This window comes from Massilia sp. Se16.2.3, from assembly GCF_014171595.1.
GTDB lineage: Bacteria > Pseudomonadota > Gammaproteobacteria > Burkholderiales > Burkholderiaceae_D > Telluria.
Window position 1 is genome coordinate 272,315 of record NZ_CP050451.1, and the last position, 16,963, is coordinate 289,277.

13 protein-coding genes and 4 pseudogenes are annotated in these 16,963 nt (G+C 67.9%); 6 read left to right on the top strand and 11 right to left on the bottom strand.

The window, feature by feature from the left end:
- Positions 1-270 precede the first annotated feature (270 nt).
- Positions 271-2,583: an NADP-dependent malic enzyme gene (locus G4G31_RS01315; protein WP_182989973.1), complete on the bottom strand. Its 2,313-nt coding sequence runs from the start codon at positions 2,581-2,583 to the stop codon at positions 271-273.
- A gap of 181 nt (positions 2,584-2,764) precedes the next feature.
- Here G4G31_RS01315 and thiL point away from each other — a divergent pair, with 181 nt between their 5' ends.
- The gene (gene thiL, locus G4G31_RS01320; protein ID WP_229425263.1) at positions 2,765-3,733 is read left to right on the top strand and encodes a thiamine-phosphate kinase; all 969 of its coding nucleotides are present in this window, start codon (positions 2,765-2,767) and stop codon (positions 3,731-3,733) included.
- 187 nt (positions 3,734-3,920) lie between these two features.
- Here the strand turns inward: thiL and G4G31_RS24835 are convergent, their stop codons facing one another.
- The 8 genes and pseudogenes from G4G31_RS24835 to G4G31_RS01335 all read right to left on the bottom strand — a co-directional run bounded on the left by G4G31_RS24835 (position 3,921) and on the right by G4G31_RS01335 (position 9,108).
- Positions 3,921-4,316 carry a response regulator gene (locus G4G31_RS24835; protein ID WP_229425674.1) on the bottom strand — a complete coding sequence of 132 codons (396 nt, stop codon included), beginning with the start codon at positions 4,314-4,316 and terminating at the stop codon, positions 3,921-3,923.
- On the bottom strand, positions 4,247-5,158 hold the full coding sequence (locus G4G31_RS24840; RefSeq protein ID WP_229425264.1) for a bifunctional diguanylate cyclase/phosphodiesterase: 912 nt from the start codon (positions 5,156-5,158) through the stop codon (positions 4,247-4,249). Before G4G31_RS24840 ends, G4G31_RS24835 begins: the two co-directional genes overlap by 70 nt.
- 82 nt (positions 5,159-5,240) lie before the next feature.
- Positions 5,241-5,846 (bottom strand): annotated as a pseudogene (locus G4G31_RS24845) (diguanylate cyclase domain-containing protein); the annotation flags it as partial.
- Positions 5,847-5,970: 124 nt separating this feature from the next.
- A pseudogene (locus tag G4G31_RS24850) lies at positions 5,971-6,489 on the bottom strand (response regulator); the annotation flags it as partial.
- The gene (locus G4G31_RS24855) at positions 6,486-6,821 is read right to left on the bottom strand and encodes a response regulator (RefSeq protein WP_229425675.1); all 336 of its coding nucleotides are present in this window, start codon (positions 6,819-6,821) and stop codon (positions 6,486-6,488) included. The pseudogene G4G31_RS24850 and the gene G4G31_RS24855, both read right to left, overlap by 4 nt.
- Before the next feature lie 201 nt (positions 6,822-7,022).
- A pseudogene (locus G4G31_RS24860) lies at positions 7,023-7,211 on the bottom strand (ATP-binding protein); the annotation flags it as partial.
- Positions 7,212-7,482: 271 nt separating this feature from the next.
- Positions 7,483-8,262 (bottom strand): annotated as a pseudogene (locus G4G31_RS24865) (histidine kinase dimerization/phospho-acceptor domain-containing protein); the annotation flags it as partial.
- A gap of 264 nt (positions 8,263-8,526) precedes the next feature.
- Entirely contained in the window at positions 8,527-9,108 is a 582-nt protein-coding gene (locus G4G31_RS01335; protein ID WP_182989974.1) for a YfiR family protein, read from the bottom strand.
- Positions 9,109-9,404: 296 nt separating this feature from the next.
- On the opposite strand from G4G31_RS01335, the gene G4G31_RS01340 reads away from it, so the two are divergent.
- From G4G31_RS01340 to G4G31_RS24880, 5 genes are all read left to right on the top strand, one after another.
- Entirely contained in the window at positions 9,405-9,887 is a 483-nt protein-coding gene (locus tag G4G31_RS01340; RefSeq protein ID WP_182989975.1) for a CinA family protein, read from the top strand.
- Between the two features lie 300 nt (positions 9,888-10,187).
- Positions 10,188-10,841: a metallophosphoesterase gene (locus G4G31_RS01345; protein WP_229425265.1), complete on the top strand. Its 654-nt coding sequence runs from the start codon at positions 10,188-10,190 to the stop codon at positions 10,839-10,841.
- Between the two features lie 60 nt (positions 10,842-10,901).
- Complete coding sequence (locus G4G31_RS24870; RefSeq protein WP_229425266.1) at positions 10,902-12,479, top strand: pitrilysin family protein; 1,578 nt, start codon at positions 10,902-10,904, stop codon at positions 12,477-12,479.
- Between the two features lie 2 nt (positions 12,480-12,481).
- On the top strand, positions 12,482-13,801 hold the full coding sequence (locus G4G31_RS24875) for a pitrilysin family protein (RefSeq protein WP_229425267.1): 1,320 nt from the start codon (positions 12,482-12,484) through the stop codon (positions 13,799-13,801).
- 430 nt (positions 13,802-14,231) lie between these two features.
- A complete protein-coding gene (locus G4G31_RS24880) occupies positions 14,232-14,522 on the top strand; it encodes a hypothetical protein (protein WP_229425268.1) in 291 nt (96 codons plus the stop codon).
- Positions 14,523-14,696: 174 nt separating this feature from the next.
- On the opposite strand, the gene G4G31_RS01360 is transcribed toward G4G31_RS24880, so the two are convergent.
- The gene (locus G4G31_RS01360) at positions 14,697-15,338 is read right to left on the bottom strand and encodes a DVUA0089 family protein (protein WP_182989976.1); all 642 of its coding nucleotides are present in this window, start codon (positions 15,336-15,338) and stop codon (positions 14,697-14,699) included.
- Between the two features lie 237 nt (positions 15,339-15,575).
- Positions 15,576-16,613 (bottom strand): TIGR01777 family oxidoreductase, encoded by a 1,038-nt coding sequence (locus G4G31_RS01365; protein WP_308622007.1) that lies wholly within the window; start codon positions 16,611-16,613, stop codon positions 15,576-15,578.
- Positions 16,614-16,963: the final 350 nt, after the last annotated feature.

The following is a 16,963-nucleotide window of genomic DNA, read 5'->3' on the forward strand; positions in this document are numbered from 1 at the left end:
GGAATTCCGGATGAGTATCAGTGCGCGACAAATATTTTTCTGACAACCCCATATTGTAACAGACGAGCTTTGCGCGCACGGCTGGCGCACGGCACGAAAACGGCCGCGACAGGCCAGGCATTATTGACCGAAATGCCAGGTCGACCGGACGGCGCTTACGGATTGTTACGTGTCCCGGCCAAAAAAAACAGGCGAGCACGCTCGCCTGTGAGGACCGCCAAGGGTCCATCGATGCGGCTGAACTTCCGGCAGTTCAGCCTGTCAATCGCGTCAGCGGTTCGACACGGCGTCGACCACGCACAGCGCCGTCATGTTGACGATGCGGCGCACCGTGGCCGACGGCGTCAGGATGTGCACCGGACGCGCGCAGCCGAGCAGGATCGGGCCGACCGCGATGCCGTTGCCGGCCGCCGTCTTGAGCAGGTTGTAGGCGATGTTGGCCGATTCGATATTCGGCATCACGACCATGTTGGCGTCGCCCTTCAGGGTCGAGTGCGGCATGATCTTGGCGCGCAGCTTGGCGTCGAGCGCGGCGTCGCCGTGCATCTCGCCGTCGATCTCCAGGTGCGGCGCCTTCTGCTGCACCATGGCCAGCGCGTCGCGCATCTTCTGCGCCGATTCGCTGTTGGAGGTACCGAAGTTCGAATGCGACAGCAGCGCCACGCGCGGGGTGATGCCGAAACGTTCGAGTTCCTCGGCCGCCATGATCGTCATCTCGGCCACTTCGGCGGCGTTCGGGTTCTCGTTCACATGGGTGTCGAGCATCGCCAGCTGGCGCTCGGGCGTGATGATGATGTTCATCGCCGCGTACACATTCGTACCCGCGCGCTTGCCCAGCACCTTGTCGATGAACTCGAGGTGGGTCCAGGTGGTGCCGTAGGTACCGCAGATCATGCCGTCGGCGTCGCCTTTGTGGATCATCATGGCGCCGATCAGGGTATGGCGGCGGCGCATCGCCAGCTTGGCCATGTCGGCGGTCACGCCCTTGCGCATCACCATCTGGTGGTAGGTCTGCCAGTAGTCGCGGTAGCGCTCGTCGAAGTCGGGGTTGATGACGTCGAAATGCACGCCCTGCTTCAGGCGCAGGCCGAACTTCTCGATGCGCTGCTCCAGCACCGCCGGACGGCCGACCAGGATCGGGCGCGCCAGGCCCTCGTCGACCACGACCTGCACCGCGCGCAGCACGCGCTCGTCCTCGCCCTCGGCGTAGACGATGCGCTTGACTTCGGCCTGGGCGGCTTTCGCCACCGAGAACAGCGGTTTCATGAAGGTGCCGCTGCGGTAGACGAACTGCTGCAGGCTCTCGGCGTACGCGGCCAGGTCCTCGATCGGCCGGGTGGCGACACCGCCGGCCTGCGCGGCCTTGGCCACCGCCGGCGCAATGTGGGTCAGCAGGCGCGGGTCGAAGGGCATCGGGATCAGGTATTCCGGGCCGAAGGACAGGTTATTGATGCCATAGGCCGAGGCCACGATGTCGGACTGCTCGGCGTGGGCCAGGTCGGCAATGGCGTGCACCACGGCGATTTCCATCTCGCGCGTGATGGTGGTGGCGCCGCAATCGAGGGCGCCGCGGAACATGTAGGGGAAACACAGGACGTTATTGACCTGGTTCGGGTAGTCCGAACGGCCGGTGGCGATGATGGCGTCGCTGCGCACGGCCTTCGCGTCTTCCGGCAGGATTTCCGGATTCGGGTTGGCCAGCGCCAGGATCAGCGGATTCGGCGCCATCTTGACGACCATCTCCGGTTTCAGGACGCCGCCGGCGGACAGGCCGAGGAAGATGTCGGCGTCGGGAATGACTTCCGAGAGGCTGCGGTGCGGCGTATCCTGGGCGAAGCGCTCCTTGTCCGGGTCCATCAGTTCAAGGCGGCCCTTGTAGACTACGCCGGCCAGGTCGGTGACATAGATGTTCTCGATCGGGAAGCCGAGGTCGACGATCAGGTCGAGGCAGGCCAGCGCCGCGGCGCCCGCGCCCGACACGACCAGCTTGCAGCTCCTGATGTCCTTGTTGACGACTTTCAGGCCATTCAGGATGGCGGCGCCGACGATGATCGCGGTGCCGTGCTGGTCGTCGTGGAAGACCGGGATCTTCATCCGCTCCCGCAGTTTGCGCTCGATGTAGAAGCACTCGGGCGCCTTGATGTCTTCCAGGTTGACGCCGCCAAAGGTCGGCTCGAGCGAGGCGATGATGTCGACCAGTTTATCGGGGTCGTTCTCGGCGATCTCGATGTCGAAGACGTCGATCGCGGCGAACTTCTTGAACAGCACGCCCTTGCCTTCCATAACTGGTTTTGAAGCAAGTGGGCCGATATTGCCCAGGCCGAGCACGGCGGTGCCATTCGAAATGACGGCCACCAGGTTGCCGCGCGACGTGTATTTATACGATGCCGCGGGGTCCTTGACGATTTCCTCGCAGGGCGCGGCCACGCCCGGCGAATAGGCCAGGGCCAGGTCGCGCTGGTTCAGCAAGCCCTTGATCGGGGTGACGGCAATCTTGCCCGGACGGGGAAACTGGTGGTATTCGAGCGCTGCAGCACGCAGTTGTTGGCGCAGTTCTTCTTTTTTGTCCGATGACGAGTCCATGCTAGTGCAGCCTTCCTGAAACTTAGAGGGGAGCCTCCAATTTTATCAGACCCACTCTTGCTACCGGCTACGTATTTTCCACGGTGGTTGGACCAGAAGCAAAGCTGATGGGAGCTGCCCGCATATAAGCAAAGCCTATGGGAGATGAGCGCAGGCCACGAGCGGACGGTAGAATGCACCCATGCTTTCCGAATTCGACCTCATCAAACACTATTTTCGACGCGCGCGTGCCGGTAACGCCGTGCTCGGCATCGGCGACGATTGCGCGCTGCTGGCGCCCACGCCGGGCATGCAGACGGCGATCTCGACCGACCTCCTGATCGAGGGCCGCCATTTCTTTGCCGGCGCCGATCCGCGCATGCTGGGCCACAAGTGCCTGGCCGTGAACCTGTCGGACCTGGCCGCGATGGGTGCACGTCCGGTCGGCTTCACGCTCGCGCTGTCCCTGCCGGGTGTCGACCAGGACTGGCTGGAAGAATTTTCGAACGGCCTGTTTGCACTCAGCGACCTGCACGATTGCGAACTGGTCGGCGGCGACACGACGCGCGGGCCGCTGGCCGTCTGCATCACCGTGTTCGGCGAGATCGCGCCCGGCCATGCGCTGCGGCGCGACGCCGCCCGCGCCGGGCACGACATCTGGATCTCCGGCACGCTGGGCGACGCGCGGCTGGCGCTGGCCGGCTACTGGAAGGAACTGGCGCTGGCGCCGGACCAGTTGCTCGAAGCCGCGCCGCGCATGCACCTGCCAACGCCGCGCGTCGCGCTCGGACGGGCCCTGGCCGCGCTGCCGGTGGCCCACGCGGCACTCGACATCTCGGACGGCTTGATCGGCGACCTGCAGCACATCCTCGACGCCTCGCGCGTGGGCGCCACCCGGAACTCGACCTGCTGCCCGCCGGCCCCGTGCTGGCGCGCCAGCCGCAGGCGCTGCGCCGCCGTTTCACCCCTGACCGGCGGCGACGACTACGAGTTGTGCTTCACGGCGCCGCCGGCCCAGCGCGACGCGGTAATCGCCGCGGCGGTGTCGGCGAATACGCCGGTCACGCGCGTCGGCACCATCGACGCCGAGCCGGGATTGCGCCTGGTGGACGCGGCGGGCCAGCCGGTGGAGATGGACGTGAAGGGGTGGGACCACTTCGGCGGGGAGTGAGCGTTTGTCGTACCGCGTGGGCACGGGGCGCCCACCCTACGGATCCCGGCTGTTCGTAGGGTGGGCGCTCCGTGCCCACGCGCAAACCAGCGGTCAGGTAGGGTGGACTCCCGAGTCCACGCGGTCGAGCGCCGGCATGGCGCACCGTTGGACAAGGTCACGATTGCCCGCACGACGCAGACAAGCCCTACCCCGCCCGCGGCACCTTGCGGTCGTCATACGGCCCATGCTCCATCCAGTAATGGCGGAACGCCAGCCGCACGTTGTCGCGCAGCTCGCTGTCGACCCAGGGCTTCGTATAAAACTTGTAGATCGAGCCGCGGTTGATCGAGTCGAGCACGGTCGTGATGCCGGTATAGCCCGACAGGATGATGCGCATCGTGTCCGGGTACATCTCCTTGACCTTGCTGAGGAATTCGGTGCCGCTCATGACCGGCATGCGCTGGTCGCACATCACCACCTGCACCCGGTACAGCGCCAGCAGCTCGAAGGCTTCGGCCGGCGTGGACGCGGTCAGCACGCGGTAGTTGTCGCGCCTGAACAGGCGGTGCAGTGCGCTGAGCGTATCGGGGTCGTCGTCCACCACCAGCAGGGTCTGGACATTGCTGTCGTCGGCGGCGGGTTTGCTCGGCGTGTCGCGGTTGTGGGCACCACCAGCTGGGCCAGCTGCGAGGCCGGCAGCGCGCGCGAAAAGTGAAAGCCCTGGATCTCGTCGCAGCGGTGGCGGCGCAGGTAGGCCATTTGCGCGCGCGTCTCCACCCCTTCGGCCACCACCTGCATGTGCAGGCTGTGCGCCATGCTGATGATCGCCAGCGCGATGGCGGCGTCGTCGGGGTTGGTGACGATGTCGCGCACGAAGGCGATGTCGATCTTCAGTTTGTCGATCGGGAAGCGTTTCAAATAAGCCAGGCTCGAATACCCGGTCCCGAAGTCGTCGATCGCGATGCGGATGCCCAGGCCCTTCAAGCGCTCGAGCACTTCGATGGTGCGCTCGGCACTCGTCATCAGCGCGCTTTCGGTCAGTTCCAGTTCCAGCATGCCGGGATCGATGTCGTGGCGGCCGATCGCCGCGCGCACCACGCCTTCGAGGTCGCCCTCGACGAACTGGCGGCTCGAGACGTTCACCGCCACGCGCACCTCGCGCACGCCCCGGGCGTTCCACTCGGCGATCTGGCGGCAGGCCTCGTCGATGATCCAGTCGCCGATGCGCACCACCATGCCCGTTTCTTCCAGCACCGGCACGAATTCGGCCGGATAGACGAGGCCGTGGCCCGGACGGTGCCAGCGCAGCAGCGCCTCGACGCCGCACACGCGGCCCGTGGACAACTCCAGCTTGGGCTGGTAGTGCAGCACGAACTGCCGGCCTTCGAGCGCGCCACGCAGTGCCAGCTCGAGGTCGAGCCGCGCCAGTACCTGCACGTTCATGCCGGCGGTAAAGAAGCGGTAACCGTCGCGTCCCGCTTCCCTTCGCGCGCACCATGGCCGTGTCGGCGTATTTCACCGGGGTGCCCGGGTCGGTCGTGTCGTCGGGGTAGACGGCGATGCCGATGCTGGCGGTGAGCACCGCCTTCTGCCCGTTCAGGTCGAAGGGCGCGCGCAGCGCCTCGCGGATCTCGTTGGCGACATGCGCCGGTTCGTCCTGCCGCTCGCGCGTCATGTTGAGGATGACCGCGAACTCGTCGCCGCCCAGGCGGCCGACCGCGTCGCGCAGGTCCATCACGCGCACCAGCCGGTTCGAAAATTCGCGCAGCAGCTCGTCGCCCAGCGCGGGGCCCAGCGAATCGTTGATGATCTTGAAGCGGTCGAGCGTGATGAACAGCACCGCCACGCGCCAGGATTTTGTCTGGGCCAGCTCGATCGTCTCGCGCAGGTTCTGGAAGAACAGGGTGCGGTTCGGCAGGCCGGTGAGCGCGTCGAAACTGGCCAGGTGCTTCAGGCGGCGCTGCGCCTGCAGGCGCTCGCTGATGTCGCGTGCGACCGCGATCAGCAATTTGCTGGAGCCGGCTTCCTGCCACTGCCAGCTGATCTCGACCGGCACCGCGCCCTCTCCGCCCACGCGCAGCAGCTCGGTCTCGGCGATGTCGGTCTCGTGGGCGGCGGCGTTGGTGGCCATGTGGCGCTGCAGCTGCTCGGCCGTGGTCAGGCCCAGCGCCACCGGGTCGATGCGCAAGAGCGCCTCGCGCGAAAAAGCCCAGCATGCGGCAGGCGCCGTCGCTGACGTCGACCAGGGTCAGGCTGGCGGCATCGATCAGGAAGATGCCGTCGGGCGTGGCATCCATCGCGGTGCGGAAGCGTTCCGGGGCCGCGGTGCGCTCGCGCACGGTGCGTTCCAGGCGCGCGCCGTGCTCGCGCGACTCGCGGTGCATCAGGCGCACTTCCAGCAGGTTGCGGATACGCGTGAGCACCTCGACGGTGTCGAGGGGTTTGCCGATGAAGTCGCGCGCGCCCGCTTCCAGGGCGGCCAGCTTCTTGTCCGGCTCGGCCGTCACCACCAGCACCGGCAGCCAGGATTCGCTTTCCAGGGGTTTGAGCGCTTCCATTACCTCGAAGCCATCCATGCCCGGCATGTGCAGGTCGAGGATGATCAGGTCGAAGCGGTACTTCAGGTGCAGCGACACCACCTGGCGCGGGTCGGTGGTGCTGTGCACGTGTTCGTAGCCACTGGTTTTCAGCAGGTATTCGAGCAGCTGCACGTTCACCGGCTGGTCGTCGACCACCAGCACCCGTGCGCGCCGCACGTCGGCAGGCGTGATCATGTAGCGACTCCTTTCGCCGTGCGCAGGTGCGCCAGCGTGCCGTCGATCGCCTCGTTGAACTTGTCGATGTCGATCGGCTTGGTCAGGTAGCGGAAGAAGCCCGCCGCCAGGCCGCGCTCGATATCGCTGGCCATCGCGCTGGCGGTCAGGGCAATCACCGGAATGTCGTGGGTGGCGGGATCGCGACGCAGTTCGGCCAGCACCTCGGCGCCGCTCATCCCCGGCAAATTCAGGTCCATCAGGATGATCTCGGGGTGCTGGGTGCGCGCCAGCGCCAGGCCGCGCGGACCATCAGCGGCGGCCAGCAGGCGCAGGTCGGAGCGGAAGCGCACAATCTCTTCGACCAGCCGCAGGTTGGCGGGATTGTCCTCGACATACAGCAGCAGGTGCGGCGCCGCGTCCGCGTGCGCCGGCGCGGCCGGCGGCGCCGGCAGGTGCGGGCCGGCCGCGCTGCCCTGCGGCGCGGCGATGCCCAGCTCGATCGAGAACACGCTGCCCACGCCCGGGCTGCTGCTGACGTCGATGCTGCCCTTCATCAGTTCGACCAGGCGGCGCGTCACCACCAGGCCGATGCCGGTGCCTTCCTGGGCGCCGGCTTCCTGGCCGAGCCGGTTGAAGGGCTGGAACAGGCTGGCCAGCTGCTCCGGACGCAGGCCCATGCCGGTATCCTGCACCGCGATGCGCAGCCGGTCGGGCGCGACTTGCACGCAGTCGAGCACCACGGCGCCGGCGTCGCGGTTGTACTTTGATCGCGTTCGACAGCAGGTTGAGCAAGACCTGCTTCAGGCGCGTGCGGTCGGCCTGCAGCACCGCGCCCACGCGCTCTGGGAAGAGCACGCGGATGCCGCGCGCCGCCGCCAGCGGTTCGATCATGGAGCGGCATTCGTCGAGGATTTCCTTCAGTTCCACCGGCTCCATCGACAGCGAGATCGTGCCCGACTCCACCTTGGCCAGGTCGAGGATTTCGTTGATCAGCGTGAGCAGGTGGCGGCCCGACTTCAGGATGTGGTTGGCGAACTCCTTCTTCTGCACGTCGCTGGTCGGCAGCGCTTCCGAGGTCAGGATCTGGGCGAAGCCGAGGATGGCGTTGAGCGGCGTGCGCAGTTCGTGGCTCATCGAGGACAGGAAGGCCGATTTCGCCTGGTTGGCGCGGCGCGCCTCGTCGATCGCGTTGGCCAGTTCGGCATTGGCCAGCGCCAGCTGCATCGTGCGTTCGTCGACCCGGTGCTCGAGCTGTTCGTTCAGGCGCATCACTTCCTGCTGGGCGCGCGAACGCTCCTTGGCCTCGCGCACGATTTCGCGGTTCGAGTCCTCGAGCTCGCGCGTGCGTTCTTCGATTTCGCCCAGCATGGCATTGAAGGAATCGGCCAGCTCGGCCGCCTCGTCGTCGCTGATGCGCGGGGCGCGGCGCGAATAGTCGCGGGTGGCGACGACGTCGCGCGCGATCTCGGTGATGGCGACGATGGGCGCGGTGATGACGCGGCCCATGCGCCGCATCAGCAGATAGGCGATCAGGAGCGCCACCAGCATCACGCCGAGCGCGATACCGAGGTAGTCGAGCGTGCGCGCCAGCAGCCGGTTCTCCGCGCGCAGGTAGACGGTGCCGACGGTCTCGCCGTTCTCGACGATGGGCCGGAACACCACGACGTGCTCGCCCTCGATGCGGGCCGCGGCCGGCTCGGGTCGCGCCGGTACGCTGGCGGCCGCGCCGCGCGCGGCATACGAGGCGAACAGGCGTCCGTGTTCGTCGTAGATGGCGGCCGTGTCCACCATCGGCCGGGTGCGCAGCAGCGCCAGGTTCTCGCCAAACCAGGCGGGCGTCGTCGAACGCCAGCGCGGCCGAACTCATGTGGCCGACCAGTTCGGCCTGGGTCGAGAGGTCGTTCACCAGCGCGCGGTGGTAGCTGCGCAGGTCGTAGCCGATCACCAGGCCCACCGACACGACAAGCGCGGCCAGGGTGGTGGCCATCACCACCCGCACCAGCTTGCGACGGATCGAGGTCGCGCCGCGCATGTGGCTATCCTCGCGCGGGACGTTCATGTGGTCCCCGTGATGCGCCAGGCGGCGGCCAGCATGCGTGCGCTGATCTTCAGGCCGCTCGGTGCGACTTCGCGCAGCGCGACCTCGAAGCGCAGCCGGTCGCCCATCAACACGAAGTGGATCATGCCGGCCGGCGCCTCGGGGGCGTCGCTGACGGTCAGCAGCGGCAGGCCGCGCGCGGCATCGAGGAGTTCGGCGCTGGCGGCGCGTTCCAGGTTGCCGACGTACAGGACCTGCAGGCCGGCAGGCGAGTCGCCGCGGCGCAGGCGGCGCACCGTCAACGGATGGCTGCCGACCTTGCGTCCCGCCACCATCTGCTCCAGTTGCTGCGCCAGTTCCTCATTACCGGCCACGCCGATGACAAGCGGGCTGTCCGCACGCGCGAATGCCGTGCCCGGCCAGTCGACGAAGCCGGCGAACTTGACGAGGTAGGCCGCCTTCAGCGCGCTCTCGACGCGCGCCGGCTGGGCAGCGGCGCACCCGGCGAGCAGCCACAGGACGAGCAGCAGCCAGCGCGCCGGATGCGCAGCACGGACGGCGAACGCCATCACGACCGCGCCGGCCTTTCGCGGCAGCACGTGAAATGTTCAGACAGCATGAGTTCAATTGAAAAAAAGAAACGCGGCGGAAGCCGCCGCGGTGAGGATAGCAGTCCGGCTTGCGGCCATGTCGCACGTAAAGTGCATACAAGACATTTCATGAACCGGAACGCCTGCAACTCTACCCGCTCGCGTGGTCTTTGGATAGCGCAGGATGGCAATCCATGCAAGTTTGCCACACCGGTCGCGGCCTCGTCGCGCTAGAATGAATCGTGGCGGCCGCCCGCTGCCGCCAGCGCCGGCGCTACCGGTGCGCTCAACCTGGAGGAGCTCCCGTGTCCAACGAATTGATCGAACTTGCTACGAAAGTGGGTGCGGCGCTGCAGGCCAAGCGCCTGATCCTTGCCACGGCCGAGTCGTGCACCGGCGGCGGCGTGTCGCAGGCCGTGACCGAGATTCCCGGCTCGACCGGCTGGTTCGAATGCGGCTTCGTCACCTATTCGAATGCCTCGAAGTCCGAGATGCTCGACGTGCCGGCCGCGCTGATTGCCCAATGCGGCTCGGTCAGCGAGGAAGTCGCCGGCGCGATGGCTGCCGGCGCGCTGTCGAACAGCGTGGCCGACGTGGCCGTCTCCACCACCGGCATCGCCGGACCGACCGGCGCCGTGCCCGGCAAACCGGTCGGCACGGTCTGCTTCGGCTGGGCCCGCGGCGAGACGGTCTATACGGAACGCCCGGTGTTCGCGGGCGACCGCCAGTCCGTGCGCGAACAGACCGTGATGCACGCGCTGCGCGGCCTGCTCCGCTTCATCGAATAGTGGCCAGCCGGCCGCCGGCACCCGGCCGCGCCGCCCGGGCGCTGGCCGCGTGCGCGCTCCTTGCGGGCACGCCGCTGGTGGCCCCTGGCGCCACGGCCGCGCCTGCCCCCGGCCAGGCGGCCATGCAAACCGTCTACGCCGTAGGGGACATTGCCCGCTGCCGCCATCCAGACCCGCGCTGGTCGGGCGCGGCCGACACCGCCGCCGTGGTCGCGGCCGGGCTTGCCGCGGACCCGGCGGCCGTGGTCCTGACCCCGGGCGACCATACCTACCCGCGCGGCACCGCGGCCGAGTTCACCGGTGCTATGGCCCCACCGGGGCCGCTTCAGCGACCGCACCTGGCCGGCGCCGGGCAACCACGAGTACTACACGAAGGATGCAGCGCCCTACTTCGCCTATTTCGGCGCGCGCGCCGGACGCGGCTACTACAGCCTGCAGTTGGGCGCCTGGCGCGTGATCTCGCTCGACAGCAACCTGGCACCCGGCGCGCATGCGGCCATGCTGGCCTGGCTGAAGGAAGAACTGGCAGGCGCGCCCGCCGCCGCGGGCGCCGAACCGCCCTGCACGCTGGCATTCTGGCACCATCCCCTGTACAGTTCGGGCGGGCACGGCAGCGTGCCGAAGATGCGCGAGGCCTGGGCCCTGCTGCACGCGGCCGGCGCCGAGCTGGTGCTGTCCGGCCACGACCACGATTACGAACGCTTCGCGCCCCAGGATGCGGACGGCCGGCGCGACCCGGGCGGTATCCGCCAGTTCGTGGTCGGCACCGGCGGCGCCTATCCGACGCCCTTCCTGCGCCTGGCCGCGCACAGCGAAACGCGCGACGCCAGCCGCAACGGCGTCCTGCGCCTGCGCCTCTACCCGGGCGGCTACGACTGGGAGTTCCCGGAAGCGACCGCGCCCCAGTTGCCGAACCCCTCGCCGCCCGACCACGGTAGCGGTCGCTGCCACTAAGGCCGCGACCGGCTGCCATTGAACCTTCATCACCTTGACCCGATTTCACCGGGAGCATCCATGAAAACCCGTCCGCTGTTCGCCGCATCGCTGCTGATGGCCGCCTTGAACGGTGCCGGCGCGCAGGCAGGCGGCGCCGGGGCGTCTGGCGTTGCCGCCGGCAGCGCTGCCAGCACGCCTGCGGGCACCAGCCTGCCCGGCATCCCGACCATCGCCTTCGACAAGTACACCCTGCCCAACGGCCTGCAGGTGATCCTGGTCGAAGACAAGCGCCTGCCGCTGGTGGCGGTAAACGTCTGGTACCACGTCGGCCCGGCCAACGAAGTGCCCGGCCTGACGGGCTTTGCCCACCTGTTCGAGCACATGATGTTCGCCGGCAGCAAGCACCTGCCGCGCGGCCTGGCCGACCGCCTGCTCGAAGGGGCCGGCGCCAGCGACAGCAACGGCAGCACCGACTACGACCGCACCAATTACTACGACACGGTGCCCTCGAACCAGCTGGAACTGGCGCTGTGGGTGCACGCCGACCGCATGGGCTACCTGCTCGACGTGCTCGACCAGAAGTCGCTGACCAACCAGCAGGACGTGGTGCGCAACGAACGGCGCGAAACCGTCGAGAACGAACCCTACGGCATCGTCGAAGAAGCGCTGAACCACGCGCTGTTCCCCGAGGGCCACCCCTACCGCGCCTCGGTGATCGGTTCCCACACCGACATCCAGAATGCGAAACTGGCCGACGTGCGCGATTTCTTCACGCGCTACTACGGCCCCAACAACGCCAGCATCGTCATCGCCGGCGACATCGACAAGGTGAAAACGCGCGCCCTGGTGGCGAAGTATTTCGGCGGCCTGCGCCGCGGCCCGGCCGTCGTGCGCCCGACGGTTGCCACGCCGCCGATCACGGCCGAGAAACGCCTGGTGGTGCCGGACCGGGTCGAACTGTCGCGCCTCTACATGGGCTGGCTGACGCCGCCCGCTTATAAGCCCGGCGATGCGGAACTCGCCGTGCTGGCGCAGATCCTGGCCGGCGGCAAGTCCAGCCGCCTGTATAAATCGCTGGTGTACGACCGCCAGATCGCCCAGGATGTCGACGCCAACCAGGATTCGCGCGCGCTGACCTCGACCTTCCTGATCGAAGTCACCGCCCGCACCGGCCACACGCCGCGCGAACTGGAGGAAGCGATCGACGAGGAGCTGAAAGCCCTGCGCGACAAGGGCCCGTCCGAGCGCGAAGTCGAACGCGCGCGCAACCAGATCGAGACAGCGATGATCAGCTCGCTGGAAAAGCTGGGCGGCGACGGTCTTGCCGATCAACTGAACCATTACAACCAGTACACGGGCGACCCCGGCTACCTGACCGAGGACGTGGCGCGCCTGCGCCGCATCACGGCGGCCGACGTACGGCGTGCCGCCCACACCTGGCTGCAGCAGCATGCGCGCGTGCTGGTGTCGGCCGTGCCCGGCACGCCGGAACTGCCGCCCGATCCGCCGGCGCCGCCGCCGCAAGGCACGTCCTCGCGCCGGGGCCGCGGGCATCAACGAAGCCGAGGCCTGGCGCGCGCGCATGCCGAAGGCGGGCCCGGCGCCGCGCATGGGAGCCGCCGCGCGGCGAGTCGTTCAAGCTGGCCAATGGCCTGACCGTGATCCACCACTACAACCCGGCGCTGCCGCTGGTGGCGGCGGAACTGGTCATCAAAAGCGGTTCGGACGCCAATCCGATTGGCCTCCCCGGCCTGGCCGGCTTCACGGCGCAGATGCTGACGGAAGGGACGGCCACGCGCAGCGCCCCGGGCATCGCCGATGAAATCGCCCAGCTCGGCGCTTTCCTCGATACCGACAGCGGCACCAGTGCCTCGACGGTGTCGCTGCTGGCGCTGCGCGCCAACTTCGGCGCGGCGCTCGACGTGCTGGCCGACGTGGTGCAGCACCCCGCTTTTCCGAACGCGGAAGTGGAACGCCAGCGCGCCAGCCGCCTGGGCGACCTGATGCAGCAGCGCGACGAGCCGGAAATGGTGGCGGCGGTCGCCGCGGCCGGCGCCCTGTACGGTCCGCGCCACCCCTACGGCTACGGCCAGCTCGGCACCGAACCGGCGATCCGCGCCGTCACGCGCAACGATGTATTGTCGTTCTGGCGCCGCCACTACGTGCCCGGCAATGCCGCGCTGGTGGTCTCGGGCGACATCTCGCGCAAGGAATTGACAGCCCTGGCCGAGGCGCGCTTCCTCGGCTGGAAGAGCGCCGAAACGCCGTTGCCGGCGCCGGGTACGCCGGAAACGACAGGAGCGCGCGTCGTGCTGGTGGACCATCCCGGCGCCGGCCAGACCGCGCTGCGCCTGACCCGCATCGGCGCCGCACGCAGGACACGCGACTTTCCGGCGCTGGAAGTCATGAACGCGGCCTTCGGCGGCCTGTTCACCAGCCGCATCAACCAGAACCTGCGCGAGGACAAGGGCTATACCTATGGCGTCTACTCGGGCTTCCGCTACGACCGCAGCGCCGGGCCCTTCATCGTGGCCGGCAGCGTGCGCGCGAACGCCACCGGCGCCGCGATTTCGGAACTGCTGCGCGAAGCCCGGGCCATGTTCGACAAGCCGCTCGGCGCGGCCGAACTGGCGGGCGCGCGCAACGCCCAGCTGCTGTCGCTGCCCAACCATTTCGAGACCAACAGCGACATCGGCGCCAGCCTGGCCGAGACCTTCCTCTTCGACCTGCCGCTGGACTACTACAATGCCCTGCCGGCGCGCCTGGCCGCCGTCACCGCGGCCGACGTCCAGGCCGCCGCGCGCCGCTACCTCGACCCGCAGCGCCTGGTCGTGGTGGCGGTGGGCGACCGCAAGCGCATCCTGCCGCAATTGCGCAAGCTCGATCTCGGGCCGGTCGAAGTGCGCGACAGCGAAGGGCAATTGCGGCCCGACAGTGCGGTGGTGAAGGCGCCGGCGGCCGCGCGCAGGCGGAACTAGCATGCACGAGCGCAGCGGCAGCGGCAGCGACAGCGGAGGCGGCGATTCCGGCGGCGAACTGAGCGACGCGCGCGCCCTCGCGTCGTGGTCGCACAACGTGGCGCCCGGGTGGACGCCGTGCGCAGGCAGGAAATCGCTTCGCGTGCACTGGTGACGGACGCCGCCATCGTCGCGGCCGTGCGCGCACGCTCACCCCGCACCGGCGTCGATCTCGGCTGTGGGGAAGGCTGGCTGGTCAGGGCACTGCCAGAGGTGGAGATGGTCGGGGTCGACGCGATTGCCGCCCCGGTCGAGTCGGCACGGGCCGCGGGCGGCGGCGACTTCCGCCAACTTGCCTACGAAGACATCGCAGCGGGTGCATTACAACTGGCGGCCGATGTTGCCATCTGTAATTTTTCGCTCATCGGCAAGGAAGCCACCGAGGGGCCTGTTGCGGGCGGCACCGGGCTACCTGCGCCCGGGCGGCACCCTGATCGTGCAGACCGTGCATCCGCTGATGGCATGCGGCGACGCGCCCTACCTCGACGGCTGGCGTCCTGGCAGCTGGGCCGGTTTCAGCGACGCCTTCCGCGATGCGCCGCCATGGTACTTCCGCACGCTCGGCAGCTGGGTCGCCCTGTTCGCCGGGAGCGGCTTGCGCCTGACCGAACTGCACGAGCCGCTGCACCCGGACACCGGCAAGCCGGTCTCGCTGCTGCTGGTGGGCGAACTGCCCCTCTGAACGCTGGCTGCCGCCATGGCGTTCGCCTGGCGCGCGGCCGCTGCCTGGTTCACGCTTGCCCGGTTCCATGAAAAACGGCCCGGTCCTTGTGGCGACCGGGCCGTTCAGTGCGAGCAGGGCAAGTAATCCGTCACCAGACGGGATGGCGCGCCCGGCGCAGGGGCACCTCGGCAATCAAGCCTGGGCTGCCTTTTTCGATTTGCGGCGTACGGCCATGCCGGCCAGGCCCAGGCCCAGCAGCGCGAGGCTGGCTGGCTCCGGCACTTCGCTGACGCCGACTTCACGCACGTTCGACAGCTTGCCGTTGGCCGCGGTCATGGTCAGGCGCCAGGCGCCGAACTGTTCGATGCTCGGGGAGTATGGGCTGAAGATGGTGTTCTTCGAATAGCCCTGCAGAGCCGAAGCGAAGTCGTAACGGAGTTGGCCGATCGAGATCATGTAGGTACCGGCACGGTCGAACGTGTACTGGATCGTCGAGTCGTAGCGATGCACGGAGCCGTCGCCAAAGGTTGCGCCCGAATCGTCGTTCTCGACCAGACGGGTGGTGCCGTCAAACAGGACCATGTAGTTGTCGAAACCGGTGATCTTGCCGTCGCCGTTGAGGTCGACGCCGGTCGCTTCCCACACCAGCGAATCGAAAAAGACGTTGGTACCGGCCGTCACGTCGAACACGACGCGCGACACCTTCAGGTCGTCCACGATACCGTCGGCGTCGCCGTCGATGGTGCGGATGGTGCCGTTGATGACGGCAGCGCTCGCGCCTGCCGAGAGGGTCATGCCAGCTGCGAGCAGCAAGGCGGTCATATATTTATTCATTGTTCAGGACTTCACGATTAGGATTGGAGATTCCCTTTTAGCAATTATTGTGCCAAGGAAAAATATTGATAAAAATCAATCCTCTAGAAAACGCCGCGCTGTCCTCTAAATAACAGGTGTAAATATTCTCGACAACCAAGTGTTACATCGTGCGCGTGGCACCGCAAATAACGAGCCCGTCCTGAAACCGGCGTCAAGGCTGCGGGCGCTTGGCGAACGTTCAGCCGAATGGGAGTTTCAGCCTGCCAGGCTGCGCAGGGCGCCTTCCAGATGCGGATAGCGGAACGAAAAGCCGCCCGCCAGCAGGCGCTCGGGCAGCACGCGTTGTCCTTCCAGCAGCAGGTCCGCCTGCTCGCCAAGCACCGCACGCATCGGCAGGCCGGGCGTCGGGAAGCCGAATGGACGCCGATGCACCCTGGCCGCCGTGCGGCCGAACTGCGCCTGGGATACCGATTCGGGCGCGACAAGGTTGAAGGCACCCCCTTCACCCCTGCGTGCCAGGTGGCCCATGGCCGCAATCACGTCGTTCACATGAATCCATGACAGCCACTGGCGGCCATCGCCCAGCGGGCCACCGATCCCCAGCTTTACCGGCAACAGCATCATCGGCAACGCACCGCTGCGGCCCAGCACCACGCCGATGCGCATACGGGCGACCTGGACACCGAAGGCCTGCGCCCCTCGGGCTGCCTCTTCCCATTCGCGGCACAAGTCCGACATGAAGATCGGCTGCGGCGGTGCGTCCTCGGTCAGCGCCCGGTCGTCGCCGCGCGCCTGCACGCCGTAGTAGCCGATCGCCGATGCCGACAGCAGCAAGGCCGGCTTGTGCTCGGCCGTGGCGATCCAGTCGACCAGTTTTTGCGTCAGGCTCACCCGGCTGCGCCGCAGCACTGCGCGCCGCCCGGCGCTCCAGCGCCAGCCGAGGACAGGCGCCCCGGCCAGGTTGACGACCAGGTCGAACCGGCGCGAGCGGGGCAGCGCATCCATCGACGCTATGCATTCGATGCGGCCATTGAACATCCATGCCGCCGCCCTGGCCTGACGGGTGAGCACGGTCACGCGATGGCCATCGGCCAGCAGGGCGGCGACCAGTTTCTGGCCGATGAAGCCGGTGGCGCCGGTCACGAGTACCTCCCGCGGCGTATCGGCAAAGCGCACAGGCTCGGCCGGCTGCTCCGCCTGTTTGCCGAGCGCCCGCGCTGCCAGGCCATCGCGGACACCGGACACGCCCACCCCGATGCCGCACAGTCCCGGGGAACACGGAGAGCAGGCCATGCGGGTGCCAGGCCAGCGCCGTGGGTTGCGCCAGCCAGCCCGGCGCATTCAAGGCCAGCAGCGCGATGAAAGCGCCGCCATTCATGGCCAGCACCGTGTGCGTGACGCGCTCCGTCGCGGGGAGCAGGCGCGTACGGTCTTCCACCACGAAGTCCCACAGCGTCAGCGCGATCTCCACCGCGAATACGGCCAGCAGCACGAGGGCCCACAGGCCGTGGAACTCCCAGGCCGCCAGGCCGATGAACAGGGCGCTGTAGATGAGTGCGCGCACCGCGTGGATGCCCAGCTCCAGGCGCGCGCTCGCCCGCTTGGGCAGCGCCTCGGTGAGTTCATGGTGAAACAGGGTGTCG

Coding starts and splice junctions, on each gene's coding strand:
- G4G31_RS01315 (WP_182989973.1), bottom strand. CDS start 2,583: ATGGACTCGTCATCGGACAAAAAAGAAGAACTGCGCCAACAACTGCGT.
- thiL (WP_229425263.1), top strand. CDS start 2,765: ATGCTTTCCGAATTCGACCTCATCAAACACTATTTTCGACGCGCGCGT.
- G4G31_RS24840 (WP_229425264.1), bottom strand. CDS start 5,158: ATGAACGTGCAGGTACTGGCGCGGCTCGACCTCGAGCTGGCACTGCGT.
- G4G31_RS24870 (WP_229425266.1), top strand. CDS start 10,902: ATGAAAACCCGTCCGCTGTTCGCCGCATCGCTGCTGATGGCCGCCTTG.
- G4G31_RS01360 (WP_182989976.1), bottom strand. CDS start 15,338: ATGAATAAATATATGACCGCCTTGCTGCTCGCAGCTGGCATGACCCTC.
- G4G31_RS01365 (WP_308622007.1), bottom strand. CDS start 16,613: ATGGCCTGCTCTCCGTGTTCCCCGGGACTGTGCGGCATCGGGGTGGGC.